The sequence below is a fragment of the Pseudoalteromonas sp. SG45-1 genome, from assembly GCF_014164135.1.
GTDB lineage: Bacteria > Pseudomonadota > Gammaproteobacteria > Enterobacterales > Alteromonadaceae > Pseudoalteromonas > Pseudoalteromonas distincta.
Genome location: NZ_JACJEP010000017.1, coordinates 78,082 through 93,385 on the forward strand (window position 1 = coordinate 78,082; position 15,304 = coordinate 93,385).

Sequence of the window (15,304 nt, forward strand, 5' to 3'; positions counted from 1 at the left end):
GATATTATTAAAATAGCTCTTCTTCGGTTTTTGTGTCTTCTTCAAATATATCGTTTGGCTGAGATAGCACATACTTTGTCGGTGCAGTGCCTTTTTCGAAGTATTCAAAGCGGCTGGTGTAGTCATTTTTGTGGCTTAGCAAACCAGTGGCTAAATCAATACGAATCGAAACAAGCCCCTCAGGTGGCTCAATTGGCGCTTCAGGTGTTCCCTCAAGTGCGGCTTTCATAAATTCAATCCATGCAGGCTGCGCTGTTTTAGCCCCCGATTCAGCACCAGATATTTGGCTGCTATCTAAGTTGTTATTGTACGTAGAACGACCAAGAGCGTTACCTGGGTTATCAAAGCCCACCCACACAGAAGTCATTACTTTACTGTTAAAGCCACTAAACCAGGTGTCTACAGAATCGTTAGTTGTGCCTGTTTTACCCGAAAGATCACGACGTTCTAAAGCTTGTGCGCGCCAACCTGTACCACTCCAACCCGTTTTATGGGTCCAACTACCGCCGCCCCAAATACCACTGTGCATTGCATCAGCAATTAAAAAAGCATTCTGCTTAGAAATAATTCTCGGTGCACATTTTTTTGTTGGCTCCACTTCATCACTACTATTATGAAGTGAGAATTCATTATGTGTTGGTAAAGACTCTTCGTCACAGGCAAGGGCAGGGTTTGCTTTAAACAATACATTACCGTAAGCATCTTGAATTTCTGAAATAAAGTAAGGTTCAATTAAGTGGCCACCATTGGCAAATGCACTCATGCCACGAGCAAGTTCAAGTGGAGTAATGGAAGCACTACCCAGTGCTAGTGATTCACTGCGATTAATGTCTGAATCTTTAAAGCCAAACTTTAATAAATGATCAGCTGTACGTTGTAATCCAACGCCGCGTAGTAAGCGCACCGAAATAACGTTTTTAGATTGTGCTAAAGCACGGCGAATTCTTATCGGACCATTATATACAGCAGGACTGTTTTTGGGACGCCATGCTACGCCTTGGCTTTTATCCCATTGGTTTATAGGAGCATCGTTTAATATAGACGCAAGCGTGTAACCTTTTTCAAGTGCTGCTGAATATATAAAAGGTTTTATATTAGAACCTACTTGACGCTTTGCTTGTACCGCTCGGTTATATTGACTTTGCTCAAAGCTGTAACCACCTACAATAGCTTTAATTCTGCCATCTTGTGGGTCGAGTGACACAATAGCACTTGATGCTTCTGGTATTTGGCTTAGTAAGTAGCTGTCATCTTCATTTTTACGCACCCATATTTGCATTCCTGGCGTTAAAATATCTGTAGCTGCTTTTGGAGCAAAACTTTGGCGGTAACGAGTAATATATTTACGCGCCCATTTTAAGTTATCCCAAGTAAGAGTTGTGCGCTCGCCACTTTTAAGTAATACCGACGCTGTTTTATCATTAACACTAAGCACGGCTGCTGCTTTCAAAGTACCCAACTCATTTACGCTTTGTAATTTATTGAGTATTTGTTGCTCAGTTAAAGCAGGTTGTGTTTCAGGGTCCCATAAAACATCTGTTGGTCCTCTAAAACCATGGCGCATATCGTAATTATGTAAGTTATTTACAAGTGCGTTTTGCGCTGCTTTTTGAACTTTAGACTCTACCGAGGTGAAAATTTTAAAACCTGAGTTGTAAGCTTTATCTATTCCATAACGCGAGACCATTTCAGCGCGCACCATTTCAGAAATATACGGGGCGTATAAATTTATTTCAGCACCATGAAAATAAGCGGTGATAGGTTGGCTCGTTGCTTCGTTATATTCTTCTTGAGTAATATAATTTTCAGTTAATAAACGCCCTAAAACAACATTTCGGCGTGCTTTTGCACGCGTTGGGTTACGAATTGGGTTTAAAGCTGAAGGGGCCTTCGGTAAACCTGCAATCATCGCCATTTGTGCAAGTGTTAAATCTTTTAACTCCTTACCGTAATAAACTTGTGCTGCAGCACCAATACCAAAAGCGCGATTACCTAATTCTATTTTATTAAGGTAAAGCTCTAAAATTTCGTCTTTTGTTAATACACCTTCAATATGTAGCGCTATAAATATTTCTTTAACTTTACGAATATATGCTTTTTCGCGAGTTAAAAAGAAATTACGAGCAAGCTGCATAGTAATAGTACTTGCGCCTTGTTTTTTCTCGCCGGTAGATATAAGAACAATAGCCGAACGCACAATACCTATAGGATCTATGCCTATATGATCGTAAAATCGATTATCTTCTGTCGCTAAAAATGCATTAATGAGTGTTTGAGGAATTTCATCAATAGTCACTGGAATACGACGCTTTTCACCAAATTGATTGATTAAAAGCCCATCTTTTGTGAATACTTGCATAGGAGTTTGTAATTGCACGTCTTTTAAAACTTGCACACTGGGGATATCAGGTTTAACGTAGTAATAAAGACTGACCAAAGTGATCAGACCAATTAACACACAAATGATAAAAAATTGTAAAGTTCGTTTTAATAAAATCACTTATATTTCCCTAAATGGACTCCCAATTGCGAGTTTTGACTGCTAGTATATATTGATTAAAAAATGAATAATATTTTTTCAGATAAAAATTATAACTTGTTTATTATTAAAACAAAGGCCAAGTTGAAACATGCTAAGTCAACTATTTCAAAAACCGTCCCCGATGATGGTAGGAATTGATATTGGATCGCACTCTATCAAAGCGGTGCTTTTACGTGAAATTGAAACTGGATTTCGACTAGAAGCACTTGCAATTGAGCCGATGCCAAAAGGTGCGATGAGTGAGCGCACAATCCAAGATATTGAAGCGATTGGTAACGTTATTACAAAATTAAGAAAAAAATTACCGAAGTCGTTAAAATCTGCTGCAGTGGCTGTTTCTGGCCAAACAGTTATTACAAAAGTGATCTTCATGGATGTATCGTTAACAGATGCTGAACTTGAATCGCAAATTGAAATTGAAGCTGATAGTTTAATCCCTTACCCACTTGATGAAGTGAGCCTCGATTTTGAGAAGCTTTCGACGAATGAGGCCGATCCTAGCAAAATGAATGTTTTGCTTTCGGCTGCTCGTACTGAGAGTGTTGAAGCACGGGTGGGCGCTTTAGAAGCCGCAAATTTAGAGGCCAAAATAGTAGATGTAGAAAGCTACGCATTGAGCCGTGCTATGGACGTTTACTATCAACAATTACCTAGCGATGCATTTAATAAGTGTGTGGCTGTGGTCGATATTGGCGCAGTTTTAATGCTTGTGAGTGTTGTGCAAGCTGGGGAAACCATTTATACCCGTGACCAAGTTTTTGGTGGCGATCAATATACAAATAGTATTGTTGCTTATTATAATAAAGGCTTTGATGAAGCCGAAATAGGCAAAACATCAGGTGATTTACCGCCAAACTATACCTTTGAAGTATTAGCCCCTTTTCAAACTTCGTTACTTCAACAAGTTCGCAGAGCTGTGCAAATGTTTTTAACAACCAGTGGTAAAGAGCAAATAGATTATATTGTATTAACGGGCGGTACATCGATGATAAAAGGTATCGACCGATTGCTTATTGAAGAACTCGGTATCCACTCAGTTGTTGCAGAGCCTTTTGTAAATATGGAAATTTCCCCAAAGGTAGACCGTAATATAATGCAGCGTCACAAAACGCAGTTTGCAATTGCAACAGGGTTGGCATTAAGGAGTTTTTCAACATGCCACATATAAATCTACTGCCTTGGCGTGAATCACAACGCGAAGAATCGAAAAAGAAATTTGTAACTATACTTGTTGGTGTCGTTATACTTTGTTTTGCAAGTATGTATTTATTAAGCTCTTTTTATAGTGCCTTAAAAGACGGTCAAAACTTAAAGAATAATTATTTAAGCTCAGAAATTAGCATGCTAGATAAAAAAATAAGTGAAATACGAAGCTTAGATAAAAGAAAGGAAAATTTACAACAGCGTATGAGGCTCATTGAAGAATTGCAAAGCAGCCGTAACTTGGGTACGCAAATAATGGATGAAGTTGCCAAAATAGTGCCAGGTGGTGTTTATTTAACAAAACTGGAGCGCAAAGGCAGCCAAATACATGTTTTAGGACGTAGTGAATCTAATAATCGTCTATCAACAATGCTCCGCCAAGTACAAAGCTCATATTTACTAGAGAATCCTTCAATGCAGGGCATTGTTGCAGGCGATCAATCTTCGCGTTTACTTAGTGATTTTAATATGGAATTTTATGTAAAACCATTTGATAAAATTGGTGAGGTTAGCGATGAACCTTGATTTTAAAGCACTGAGTGAAATTGATTGGAATGAAATAGAGCTTGATAACATTGGTGATTGGCCAATTGCTGTTAAAGCAATTTGCTGCACATTTGTTGCGGGCCTTGTATTGTTTTTTAGTTATAGCCTATTAGTTTCTGATGAAATTGACAGCTACCATAGTGCCGTGGCAAAAGAAGTTGAACTACGAACAACTTATCGAACTAAGTATGCAGTAGCGAGCAAGCTTGAAATATATCGTCAACAAATGATTGAAATGGAAGATAAGTTTTCACAGCTATTAAAGCGTCTACCCACTTCGAATGAAACTCCTGGTTTACTTGATGATTTATCATATGTTGGGACAACGAGTGGTCTGACTTTTTTAAAAATAGGTTGGCTGCCAGAAGTTGAAAAAGAATTTTATACCGAGCTGCCTATTAAAATCGAAGTAATAGGTAGCTACCATGAGTTTGGTGAGTTTGTAGGTAAAGTGGCCCAGTTACCCCGAATTGTAAGCTTACATGACTTTTCTATTTTATCATCGGGCGATAAACAGTTAACATTCAGTGTTGTTGCAAAAACATATCGTTATGAAGAAGGGGTTAAAAAATGAAACTCCTTCGCGTAGTACCTTTAGCTATAGCATTTGTTTTAGCTGGTTGTAATGATGACACTTCTGAGCAAAAAGAATTTATTGATCAGGTAAAAGCAAGCACCACACCAAAGGTTGAGACGATTCCTGAACTGACAAAGTTTGAAATATTTGAGTACAGTGCTGGTCAGCTACGTAGCCCGTTTGTAGCGCCTCAGCCTGAGATTATTCAAAATAAACTAACGCAGGTAAAAAACTGTTTGCACCCAGATCAAGAGCGTCGCCGCGAACCGTTAGAGAAATACCCGCTAGATAATTTAGCAATGAAAGGCACAATTGGCTCTAGTGGACAAATATGGGCATTAATTACAGCAACAGATGACACTTTGCACCGCGTAACGGTAGGGAATTATCTTGGAAGTTATGATGGCAAAGTAAAAAGAGTAAGCAACGACTATATAGAATTAGTGGAATTAATCCCTGATGGGTCTGGCTGTTGGAAAGAGCGCCTGACGAAATTAGAAATGTTAGAGGCGGCAACAGATGGCGCAAATTAATAATAAAAAAGGTAAAAATAGGATGCATAAGGATGTACTTTGGCTTCATCGTATTTCACGGACATTACTGGCTGCTGTTGCTTTAGTCACTGTAAACTCAGCCATAGCTGGGCCATTGCTTTATGATGTTCGTTATAATCCATTACTTAAAGGCGAAACTGAATTACAGCTTGTTTTTGATGAAGGGTTAACCTTTGAACCAAAAGTTCAAGTGTTTAATAGCCCAGCCCGAATCGAAATGTTTTTTGATTCTGCAGAGTTAGAAGTTGGTTTAAATGATGTTGAAGTTAATCAAGCTGGAATTAGCAGTGTTACTAATGTTTTAACTAACAGTGGTTTAAAGGTAACGGTAAACTTAGATAGATTAAAAATTTATGAGACTGAAGTTCATAATAATTTAGTATCGATACGTGTCTCTGATAACCCTCTTACAGAATCTGAAAATGAAGATGTAGTGATGGACTCAGGTGATGTAAGTGGAAATTACATTAACCGTATCCAGTCAATTGATTTTAGACGTGGTGAGAAGGGTGAAGCAAAAGTACTTGTATTTTTACAAGACACTCAAGCTGCAATTGAAGTCCATGAAAGTGGCGGGAAAATTTACGCTGACTTTCATCACACCGATATTTTAGACGATCTACTTTATGAATTAGATGTATTAGATTTTGGAACTGTTGTAAGTAATATCGAGACTTTTAAAGAAGATGGTTTAAGTCGTGTTGTTATCGAACCTAATGCTCAGTTCACGTTTACGTATCAGCAAATAGATAATATTTTAACGTTGACAGTAGAAAAAGATGAAACGCAAAATGCGTACTTAGATGGTGGTGTTGAGTATCAAGGTCGCCCTATGACCTTAAATTTTCAAGATATCTCTGTGCGTGCAGCACTGCAAATTATCGCGGGTTACAACGACTTTAACTTAGTAACCAGTGATTCAGTAACGGGCAATATAACGCTGCGCCTAGATGGTGTACCGTGGGATCAAGCGCTTGACGTAGTACTACGTATTAAAGGGCTAGATAAGCGCATGGACGGCTCTATATTAATGGTAGCGCCTGCAGAAGAACTTGCAGCACGTGAAGCCAAAGACTTAAAAGCTAAACAGCAAGTTGAAGACTTAGAGCCCCTATATAGTGAATACATCCGATTAAACTATGCTAAAGCCGAAAATTTTGCTGATCTATTAAAAACAGATACAAACAGTATTATAACTGCCCGTGGTAGTGTATCTGTTGATCAACGTACAAATACTTTGTTGGTAAAAGATACTGTAAAGAGTATAGAAAACATTCGCCGGATGATAGAAACGCTCGATATTCCAGTGCAGCAGGTTGTAATCGAATCTCGAATGGTAACGGTACGCGATAACGTTACTGAAGACTTAGGCGTACGTTGGGGCTTTAGTGACCAAGGCAGTAGTGTTGGTATTTCAGGCTCTCTTGAAGGCGCAGAAGGTATTTATAATGCGACATCTACTTCAGATGCACCAAGTATTTCAGACCGATTAAATGTAAATTTACCTATCACTAACCCTGCGGCTAGCATTGGCTTACACATAGCAAAACTGGCTAACGGCACGCTGATTGATTTAGAGCTAAGTGCGCTTGAGGAAGAGAATAAAGGCGAGATTATTGCTAGTCCACGTATAATAGCGGCTAATCAGCAAAAAGCCCGAATAGAGCAAGGTACTGAAATTCCTTATACTGAGTCAGCTTCAAGCGGTGCTACTACCGTAAGCTTTAAAAAAGCGGTACTGAGCTTAGAAGTTACACCTCATATCACACCTGATAATAAAGTAATTCTAGATTTAATTATTACTCAAGATACACGTGGTGATACTGTACAAACAGGTACTGGTGAAGCGGTGTCTATTGATACTCAAGAAATTCAAACACAAGTGTTAGTCGAGAATGGCCAAACCGTAGTACTCGGTGGTATTTTCCAACAGCAAATCATTAATACTACGAGTAAAGTGCCAATTTTAGGTGACATTCCTTACGTAGGAAGACTATTTAAAACCACAAGTGAGTTTAATGAAAAGCGTGAATTACTTATTTTCGTGACACCGAAAATACAAATTGATTAAAATACAGTGGTTTTATGTTAACCAACGGGTGATTATTTAGATTAATTGCTCGTTATATGGCTTTTTATTCTAATTGACTTGAAATACCCCTGCAATTACTGAGATAATCCCCTCCTTAATTTTGGGGCCAGGTCGTTAGGCGGGGTTTTATTTCAAATTTTAGAGTTTGTTTGTACTAAAAGATATGGCTGAGAAACGTAATATATTTCTAGTTGGCCCCATGGGGGCTGGCAAAAGCACGATTGGTCGTCACATCGCTGACCAATTACACCTTGAATTTGTTGATTCTGATCAAGAAATCGAACGCCGCACAGGTGCAGATATTGCATGGGTATTCGATCTTGAAGGTGAAGAAGGCTTTAGACTTCGAGAAGAGTCTGTTATTGGCGATTTAACCGAGATGCAAGGTATTGTACTTGCTACCGGTGGTGGTTCAGTAATGAGCAAAGAAGTTCGAAACAAGCTTTCGGCTCGAGGTATAGTTGTATACCTAGAGACACCTATAGAAAAGCAAGTTGCACGCACGCAACGCGACAAGCGTCGCCCATTACTGCAAACTGAAGAAGCACCTCGTAACGTACTAGAGCGCTTAGCAGAAGAACGCGAGCCCCTATACAAAGAAGTTGCCGATTTTGTTGTACGTACCGATGAGCAAAGCGCTAAAGTTGTTGCTAACCAAATCATCGAGAAATTAGATTTTTAAAAACCAATAATAAGGAAATAACTAAGCATGCTTAAATTAACAGTTAATTTGGACGAGCGAAGTTATCCTATTTATATTGGGCAATCTGCACTTCAAGATAATGGCCGCCTGGTTCACCACATTGGTGATTGTCGGCCTATCATCATTACTAATGACACAATAGCGCCTTTATATTTACAAGCGTTACTTGACTCATTAGCAGATCAAAATCCGCTATCTTTTATTATTCCTGACGGTGAACAATATAAATCACTTGAATGGTTTGAAAAAATATCAGCATTTTTACTACAAAATAACTGTGGCCGAGATACGTGTTTAATCGCGTTAGGTGGCGGTGTTATAGGTGATCTAACTGGTTTTGTAGCAGCGTGTTATCAGCGCGGCGTACCGTTTATTCAAATACCAACGACAGTGCTTTCACAGGTTGATTCATCGGTAGGTGGTAAAACGGCAGTAAATCATCCTTTAGGTAAAAATATGATAGGGGCATTTTATCAGCCTCAAGCGGTTTTTATTGATACACAAACATTACACACCCTACCAGCAAGAGAGTTTGCAGCAGGTATGGCTGAAGTAATTAAGTATGGTCTGATTTACGATACCGAATTATTTGCATACTTAGAGCGAAACGTAGCTAATTTGCAGCAACTAGATGAAACGTGCTTACAGCATATTATTTTTAGATGTTGTGAAATAAAAGCGCTTATAGTTGCGCAAGATGAAAAAGAGCATGGTTTACGTGCTTTATTAAACTTAGGTCATACATTTGCCCATGCAATTGAGGCAGAAATGGGCTACGGCGTTTGGTTACATGGCGAAGCTGTTGCAACAGGCATGGTATTAGCAGCTAAACTTGCCAAGACACGCCAAGATTTAAGCGCAAGTGAAGTTGATCGAATTATTAAGCTGCTTGAGCTATATAATTTACCAACAGAAATTCCAAAGCAAATGACTAGTGAGCAGTTCCTAACGCATATGCGTAAAGACAAAAAGAATAAAAGAGGCACTATACGCTTTATTCTACCTACCCAATTTGGCCAGTGTGCATTAGTTGATGATGTTTCTGATGACCAAGTTAGAGACTTAATCGAGCAGTAAATGCAGTCACAAATTTTACCAAGCCGTGCGGCTTTGGTGGATAGAATCGCACTGCAATTTGAGTACGGACAAAATTTAATAGTTTTACTTGGCACATCGGGGCTAGGTAAAAGTTATATGCTCGAAACCTTCATTACAGATAAATACAATGACTTTAATAAAGCGTTTGTGCAAGTAAGTGCACAAATGACTGACGCTCAGCTAATGAGCGATTTATTAGAGCAAAGCTTTGATTCCCCTTTAGTTGATCATAATTTAAGTTTACCTGAAAACTATTACCAGCTGCTTGAGCAACAGCAGTGCGGACCTTGTTTATGGGTGCTTGATGGCGGTAGGCAATTATCTGAAGAGATACTAATTGAGCTTGAGCTGCTTTCTAAAAATAGCCCTAATACGTTGTATATCATAATTGCATCACAGTCTAAACTTGCTTTAAATGATGCTGTCGAAATTTACTTGGAGCCACTGACGCTTCGAGAAAGCAAGATGTTATTGCAGTGGTACTTTACTGATTTACCTTATGATGAAGACCCTGTTTTTAGTACTTTTTTAGCCGAGGCTCATGGTAATCCCAGCTTATTGCTTGCTTGGCAACCTAGTGAGCACATAGCCGATATTATCGTTAAAGATAAAGTATCTTGGCGATTGCACTTATTGATTTTGATGTTGTTAATTATGCTTTTAATTATTGGTCTGCTTTATAAGTCTGATATGACGCAGTGGTGGCAACAATATTATCAGCAGGAAGAAGCGCAAGTCCTAAATACAGCAATATCTGTAGAGCAAGTAAGTGAGCCGGTTATAAAGCAAAATGAGTCAGTAGTTACTTTAAATGACCCTGAAGTAGTTGAGCCAGATATTGAGCCAGAGAGCGTACACATTAATGATGTGCCTGCTATCATGCAAAGTCTTACCGAACCTGCAAATACCGTCAAGGTATTAGACAATGCTATTGATAATAGCGTTAAAAACAAAAGCAGTGAAGCAGGTGAAGTTGTATCTAAAGCTCTAAAAGTAGAGAAAGTAAATACAGCAGAGCAAACTCAGATAAGCCAAGATAATATTTGGTACATGCAGCAAGCAGATACAAATAGTGTTATTCAATTATTAGCGGTAACTCAGCAGGAAGTTCGCGATAATTTCATTGCTCAATTCAATCTACAGCAGCAAGCACATTCTTACCAAACGAAGCGAAATAATCAAATATGGTGGGTTGTTACATTTGGCAGCTTTGAGAGTATAAACGAGGCAAAATCAGCAATGGATACTTTACCCCCTGGGGTTAGAAAAAATAAACCTTTCTATAAAAAAATTAGTAAAATAAAGCAAGAAATAGCAGTCGTTGATCAGTAAAACACACTGCTTTAGTGTAAAATCGCGCAACACCAGATTGAAGTAAAGAGCCAATGCAGCAAAAAAGTAGAGCCTTCCTTAAATGGGCCGGCGGAAAATACAGCCTAGTTGAAAACATTAATGCGCGATTAAACCAAGCTAGCAAGCATGCTGATACTTTGGTTGAACCTTTTGTTGGTGCAGGCTCTGTGTTTTTAAATAGTGACTTTAAGCACTATATCCTCAATGATATCAATGCAGACTTAATTAACTTATATAAAGAGCTTAAAAGCTCTCCAGATGAGCTTATTAGTGACGCTAAAAAGCTATTTGTTGATTTGAATAATCACGCAGATGCGTATTACGAATATCGTGTGCAGTTTAATCAAAGCCGTGATGTATACGAACGTTCAATCTTGTTTTTATACATGAACCGCCATGGTTACAACGGACTGTGTAGGTATAATTTAAAAGGCATTTTTAATGTGCCTTTTGGTAAGTATAAAAAGCCTTACTTTCCTGAAAAAGAAATGTATTTTTTTGCTGAAAAAGCACAAAAAGCAACGTTCACTTGTTTAGATTACGATGACGTTTTTAAGTTAGTGCCTAACAATGCTGTTATTTATTGCGACCCACCTTATGTACCATTAAGTAAAACGGCTTCTTTTACGTCATACGCTAAAGGGGGTTTTAATTTAGATGATCAGGCTAACTTAGCTAATTTGGCAGAACAAGCCGCATTTGAAAATAACACGCCTGTGCTTATTTCAAACCACGATACCGTGTGGACGCGTAAAATTTATAGCCAAGCATCGCTTGAACAAATTCAAGTAAAGCGCACTATTAGCCCCAAAGGTGGCTCTAGAAATAAAGTTGACGAGTTGATGGCTATGTATTTAGCACCCAAGCAACCACTGCGTAAATTGCGATAACAAAAGCAACAAATAGTACAATCGCAATTAAAATGATGGATAAAGGGGAATGTTGTTTAAAATCGACTTGGCGTTTATTTTCAGACTGAACACCAAAAAATGCAGCTAGCACACTTTGCAACGCGCTAAAAAATTGTAGCATTATTTAAAATAAAGGTTTTAAAGAAGGAGTGTTTTTAGAATCTTCAGAACTAGTAAGTAGTTCCAGTAAATCAAGGTAATGAAACTGAGCACTACGGCTATCGCCAGTTAACCACGAAAACCATGATGACTCTTCTTCAGCTTTAATACACGCAGTTAAAGTGTTTTGAGCACTTACCACTTGTGTATTATGACAATTACTCACTGAGCTTAATTCTTGCTCAGAGCTTGAACCAAAGCTAAACGCCCCGATAAGCAGTAATGCCGACGCAATTAATATCCCAATTTTAAAAGCACGCATGATGAAATCCAATAATTTGTTACTTTTTTAATCATAGCAAATACTGGTTAAATATCAAACTTAAAGTTACCTAAAATGGGGGCTATTACGCCATATTACTTGGGTAACATCTTCAATTAAGTTACATTAACGCAATACACTATTTATTGATGGAGTTAATCATGTTTAACCCAGAGCAAAAATATTTAATAGCCCCTTCTATTTTGTCTGCTGATTTTGCAAAGCTAGGCGAAGATGTTGATAAAGTTCTCGAAGCGGGTGCTGATGTGGTTCACTTTGATGTAATGGATAATCACTATGTACCTAATCTCACAATTGGTCCTATGGTGTGTAAAGCACTAAGAGATTACGGTATTACAGCACCTATCGACGTACATTTAATGGTTAAGCCTGTAGATAGCATAATACCTTTATTTGCTGAGGCTGGTGCTTCTATTATTACTTTTCATCCTGAAGCCAGTGAGCACGTCGATCGTACAATACAGTTAATTAAAGATCACGGCTGTAAAGCAGGCTTAGTGTTTAACCCAGCAACAAGCCTAAGTTATTTAGATCATGTTATTGATAAGCTAGATACCATTTTACTAATGTCGGTAAATCCTGGGTTTGGCGGGCAAAGCTTTATCCCTCATACGCTTGAAAAATTACGCCAAGCCAAACAGCGTATTATTGAATCAGGCCGAGATATTCGCTTAGAGGTTGATGGTGGTATTAAGGTCGATAATATTGCAGCAGCGGCTCGAGCGGGTGCTGATATGTTTGTTGCAGGCTCAGCTATTTTTAATCAACCTGATTACAAAGTGGTGATTGATCAAATGCGTGAGCAGCTTGGAAGTGTTAAGTAATGAAGTACGATGTCGCCTTATTTGATTTAGATGGTACTTTGGTTGATAGCGTTTACGACTTGTATATCGCTATTAATTTAACCTTGAGCGATTTTGCTTTTCCTATTGTTAGTCAACGCTTGGTTGAAAGTTGGATTGGTAATGGGGTTGAAGTCCTTGTTAAACGCGCTTTGAGTGGCGATATGCAAGTGAGTGAAAATCTAGATGAGTCACTTAGTGGCAAAGCAATATTACAGTTCTATAAGTATTATGAACAGCAAGTTGGTGAGTATAGTGTTTTGTACCAACATGTAGAAACAGGGCTTGCAGCACTTCGCGGTATGCCTAAAGCATTAATCACTAATAAGTCTCGAATTTTTACAGAGAAACTACTCGAAAAATTGGCACTAACGAGTCATTTTGATGTGGTTGTATGCGGTGACGACATGGCAAAAAAACCATCGCCAGAACCATTGCTATTTGCCTGCAAAAAACTAAATGCGGAGCCTAATAAAGCAATAATGATAGGTGATTCTAAAAGCGATATACTTGCAGCTAAAGCCGCTAATATAGACGTAATTGCACTTAGTTATGGCTATAACCAAGGTGAAAATCTTGAGGATTATAATCCGCAGTACCTATGCGATAACTTCTTAGATATAATACCTGTTCTAACGCAGCGTTAAATATTATTCATTAAGCAAAATAAAGGAAAATCATGAGTAAACCAGTAGTTTTAAGCGGCATTCAGCCAACCGGTGGTATGACAATAGGCAACTATGTTGGCGCTATTAACCAGTGGCTAAAGTTACAGGAAGACCACGAAAGTTTCTTTATGTTAGTAGACTTACACGCTATTACGGTTCGCCAAGAGCCTGAATTACTGCGCTCTCGAGTGTTAGATGGTATTGCTCTTTATGCGGCATGTGGCATTGATCCTGAAAAATCTGCGTTATTTGTACAATCGCAAGTACCTGAGCATGCACAATTAGCGTGGGTATTAAATTGTTACGCGCAAATGGGTGAGCTTAATCGAATGACTCAGTTTAAAGACAAGTCATCTAAGCACGCAAATAACGTAAACGTGGGCTTATTTTCATATCCGGTATTGCAAGCTGCAGATATTTTATTATACCAAGCTGATCAAGTACCAGTAGGGGATGATCAAAAGCAACACTTAGAGCTGACTCGCGATATAGCCACACGCTTTAATAATTTATATGGCGACGTATTTAAATTACCAGAGCCGTACATCCCTGAGTTTGGTGCACGCGTAATGAGCTTGCAAGATCCACTTAAAAAAATGTCTAAGTCTGACGAAAACCCAAATGGTTACATCATGTTATTAGATGAGCCTAAGCAAATTGTGAAAAAGCTTAAAAAAGCAGTAACTGATTCAGATGAACAAGCACGTATTTATTTTGATCGCACAGAAAAGCCTGGCGTATCAAACTTGCTTACTTTATTGAGTGTTGCAACTAAGCGCTCAATTGAAGACCTAGTTCCTGAGTATGAAGATAAAATGTATGGCCATTTAAAGAAAGATACAGCAGATGCAGTTGTAAATATGATTGAGCCAATTCAAGCACGCTTTAAAGAGATCAGAGAAGATCAAAACCTACTTGATGGCATAATGAAGTCAGGTGCTGAAAAAGCAAGTGTACGTGCTGAGAAAACATTGAAATCGGTATACGATGCGCTTGGTTTTATTCCTCGCGGGTAAGTTTATTAAAATAAAAAATGCCGCTTGTTAGCTGTCTCTTATACACAAATCCCTGCTAAGAAATTAGCGGGGATTTTTTTGAACTAAATCTCAATGTCATGATCAGATCTTCAAATCTTGTTTGAGGGCACATTATGATTAACGAACATACTCATTGGGCAAAACAACAATTCGGTAAATCGGACTTAGGTGATCCAAGAAGAACAGCGCGTCTGGTAAAGTTAGCATCAACGCTTGCAAATGAACCGGGAAAACCACTTGTAAACATCACTCAATCCCCGCCGATATGGAAGGTGCCTACCGCTTTATTCGCAACGAGAATATTGACGCAACGGCTATAGCAGAGTCAGGCTTTAAAGCCACGGTTGAACAAGCAAAAAGTCATAACTTGTTGCTCGCATTAGAAGACACGACCACACTAATTTATAAACATTCCTCCATTCGAGATGATTTGGGTCATGTCGGACGAGGAGCAAAACAACGAGGCTTGTTAGCTCATAGCGTATTACTGTTTGCGCCAGACACAAAGCAAGTTGTGGGATTAATTGAACAGTCTCGCTGGATTCGTGATATCAACACGATGGGAAAAAGAGAAAAACACGCGACGACTTCTTACGAAGAAAAAGAAAGTTACAAGTGGGAGTCAGCGTCACGAGCGATGGCAGAGCGGCTGCAAGGACAAATGGCGAACGTGATATCGGTGTGTGACCGCGAAGCGGACATCTACGAATACTTGCAGTATAAACTGACCGAGCAG

General features: G+C 38.7%; 15 protein-coding genes and 1 pseudogene. 13 read left to right on the forward strand and 3 right to left on the reverse strand.

The window, feature by feature from the left end:
• Window positions 1-7: 7 nt before the first annotated feature.
• Window positions 8-2,500: a penicillin-binding protein 1A gene (locus tag H5117_RS14435; protein ID WP_182738461.1), complete on the reverse strand. Its 2,493-nt coding sequence runs from the start codon at window positions 2,498-2,500 to the stop codon at window positions 8-10.
• A gap of 130 nt (window positions 2,501-2,630) precedes the next feature.
• Here H5117_RS14435 and H5117_RS14440 point away from each other — a divergent pair, with 130 nt between their 5' ends.
• The 9 genes from H5117_RS14440 to H5117_RS14480 all read left to right on the forward strand — a co-directional run bounded on the left by H5117_RS14440 (window position 2,631) and on the right by H5117_RS14480 (window position 11,558).
• Window positions 2,631-3,710 carry a pilus assembly protein PilM gene (locus tag H5117_RS14440; protein ID WP_024596029.1) on the forward strand — a complete coding sequence of 360 codons (1,080 nt, stop codon included), beginning with the start codon at window positions 2,631-2,633 and terminating at the stop codon, window positions 3,708-3,710.
• Entirely contained in the window at window positions 3,698-4,270 is a 573-nt protein-coding gene (locus tag H5117_RS14445; RefSeq protein WP_002958376.1) for a PilN domain-containing protein, read from the forward strand. The genes H5117_RS14440 and H5117_RS14445 overlap by 13 nt, the downstream gene beginning before the upstream one ends.
• Window positions 4,260-4,865, forward strand: coding sequence for a type 4a pilus biogenesis protein PilO (locus H5117_RS14450; RefSeq protein WP_024596028.1), 606 nt, complete (start codon window positions 4,260-4,262; stop codon window positions 4,863-4,865). Before H5117_RS14445 ends, H5117_RS14450 begins: the two co-directional genes overlap by 11 nt.
• The gene (locus tag H5117_RS14455; protein ID WP_002958378.1) at window positions 4,862-5,401 is read left to right on the forward strand and encodes a pilus assembly protein PilP; all 540 of its coding nucleotides are present in this window, start codon (window positions 4,862-4,864) and stop codon (window positions 5,399-5,401) included. The genes H5117_RS14450 and H5117_RS14455 overlap by 4 nt, the downstream gene beginning before the upstream one ends.
• A complete protein-coding gene (locus H5117_RS14460) occupies window positions 5,388-7,493 on the forward strand; it encodes a type IV pilus secretin PilQ (protein WP_182738464.1) in 2,106 nt (701 codons plus the stop codon). Before H5117_RS14455 ends, H5117_RS14460 begins: the two co-directional genes overlap by 14 nt.
• Before the next feature lie 184 nt (window positions 7,494-7,677).
• Window positions 7,678-8,196, forward strand: a complete 519-nt coding sequence (aroK, locus tag H5117_RS14465) for a shikimate kinase AroK (protein ID WP_004589350.1) — start codon at window positions 7,678-7,680, stop codon at window positions 8,194-8,196.
• A gap of 27 nt (window positions 8,197-8,223) precedes the next feature.
• The gene (gene aroB / locus H5117_RS14470) at window positions 8,224-9,294 is read left to right on the forward strand and encodes a 3-dehydroquinate synthase (RefSeq protein WP_024596026.1); all 1,071 of its coding nucleotides are present in this window, start codon (window positions 8,224-8,226) and stop codon (window positions 9,292-9,294) included.
• Window positions 9,295-10,647: an AAA family ATPase gene (locus tag H5117_RS14475; protein ID WP_182738466.1), complete on the forward strand. Its 1,353-nt coding sequence runs from the start codon at window positions 9,295-9,297 to the stop codon at window positions 10,645-10,647.
• A 53-nt stretch (window positions 10,648-10,700) separates the two neighbouring features.
• A complete protein-coding gene (locus H5117_RS14480; protein ID WP_002958383.1) occupies window positions 10,701-11,558 on the forward strand; it encodes a Dam family site-specific DNA-(adenine-N6)-methyltransferase in 858 nt (285 codons plus the stop codon).
• On the opposite strand, the gene H5117_RS14485 is transcribed toward H5117_RS14480, so the two are convergent.
• Window positions 11,515-11,700, reverse strand: a complete 186-nt coding sequence (locus H5117_RS14485; protein WP_002958384.1) for a DUF2970 domain-containing protein — start codon at window positions 11,698-11,700, stop codon at window positions 11,515-11,517. The genes H5117_RS14480 and H5117_RS14485 overlap by 44 nt on opposite strands.
• Before the next feature lie 3 nt (window positions 11,701-11,703).
• Window positions 11,704-12,000 carry a hypothetical protein gene (locus H5117_RS14490; protein WP_024596024.1) on the reverse strand — a complete coding sequence of 99 codons (297 nt, stop codon included), beginning with the start codon at window positions 11,998-12,000 and terminating at the stop codon, window positions 11,704-11,706.
• A 161-nt stretch (window positions 12,001-12,161) separates the two neighbouring features.
• Between H5117_RS14490 and rpe the strand changes: the two genes are divergently transcribed.
• From rpe to H5117_RS14510, 4 genes and pseudogenes are all read left to right on the forward strand, one after another.
• Window positions 12,162-12,845, forward strand: a complete 684-nt coding sequence (gene rpe / locus H5117_RS14495) for a ribulose-phosphate 3-epimerase (RefSeq protein WP_002958386.1) — start codon at window positions 12,162-12,164, stop codon at window positions 12,843-12,845.
• Window positions 12,845-13,510, forward strand: coding sequence for a phosphoglycolate phosphatase (locus tag H5117_RS14500; protein WP_182738468.1), 666 nt, complete (start codon window positions 12,845-12,847; stop codon window positions 13,508-13,510). The genes rpe and H5117_RS14500 overlap by 1 nt, the downstream gene beginning before the upstream one ends.
• 32 nt (window positions 13,511-13,542) lie before the next feature.
• Window positions 13,543-14,547 (forward strand): tryptophan--tRNA ligase, encoded by a 1,005-nt coding sequence (trpS, locus tag H5117_RS14505; RefSeq protein WP_002958388.1) that lies wholly within the window; start codon window positions 13,543-13,545, stop codon window positions 14,545-14,547.
• Between the two features lie 134 nt (window positions 14,548-14,681).
• Window positions 14,682-15,304, forward strand: a pseudogene (locus H5117_RS14510) (IS4 family transposase); the annotation flags it as partial.

What these genes read in the sequence shown, in the direction of transcription:
- H5117_RS14480 (WP_002958383.1), top strand. Translation starts at nt 10,701, where the DNA reads ATGCAGCAAAAAAGTAGAGCCTTCCTTAAATGGGCCGGCGGAAAATAC.
- H5117_RS14500 (WP_182738468.1), top strand. Translation starts at nt 12,845, where the DNA reads ATGAAGTACGATGTCGCCTTATTTGATTTAGATGGTACTTTGGTTGAT.
- H5117_RS14490 (WP_024596024.1), bottom strand. Translation starts at nt 12,000, where the DNA reads ATGCGTGCTTTTAAAATTGGGATATTAATTGCGTCGGCATTACTGCTT.
- aroB (WP_024596026.1), top strand. Translation starts at nt 8,224, where the DNA reads ATGCTTAAATTAACAGTTAATTTGGACGAGCGAAGTTATCCTATTTAT.
- H5117_RS14455 (WP_002958378.1), top strand. Translation starts at nt 4,862, where the DNA reads ATGAAACTCCTTCGCGTAGTACCTTTAGCTATAGCATTTGTTTTAGCT.
- H5117_RS14445 (WP_002958376.1), top strand. Translation starts at nt 3,698, where the DNA reads ATGCCACATATAAATCTACTGCCTTGGCGTGAATCACAACGCGAAGAA.
- trpS (WP_002958388.1), top strand. Translation starts at nt 13,543, where the DNA reads ATGAGTAAACCAGTAGTTTTAAGCGGCATTCAGCCAACCGGTGGTATG.
- H5117_RS14485 (WP_002958384.1), bottom strand. Translation starts at nt 11,700, where the DNA reads ATGCTACAATTTTTTAGCGCGTTGCAAAGTGTGCTAGCTGCATTTTTT.
- aroK (WP_004589350.1), top strand. Translation starts at nt 7,678, where the DNA reads ATGGCTGAGAAACGTAATATATTTCTAGTTGGCCCCATGGGGGCTGGC.
- rpe (WP_002958386.1), top strand. Translation starts at nt 12,162, where the DNA reads ATGTTTAACCCAGAGCAAAAATATTTAATAGCCCCTTCTATTTTGTCT.
- H5117_RS14450 (WP_024596028.1), top strand. Translation starts at nt 4,260, where the DNA reads ATGAACCTTGATTTTAAAGCACTGAGTGAAATTGATTGGAATGAAATA.
- H5117_RS14460 (WP_182738464.1), top strand. Translation starts at nt 5,388, where the DNA reads ATGGCGCAAATTAATAATAAAAAAGGTAAAAATAGGATGCATAAGGAT.
- H5117_RS14440 (WP_024596029.1), top strand. Translation starts at nt 2,631, where the DNA reads ATGCTAAGTCAACTATTTCAAAAACCGTCCCCGATGATGGTAGGAATT.
- H5117_RS14475 (WP_182738466.1), top strand. Translation starts at nt 9,295, where the DNA reads ATGCAGTCACAAATTTTACCAAGCCGTGCGGCTTTGGTGGATAGAATC.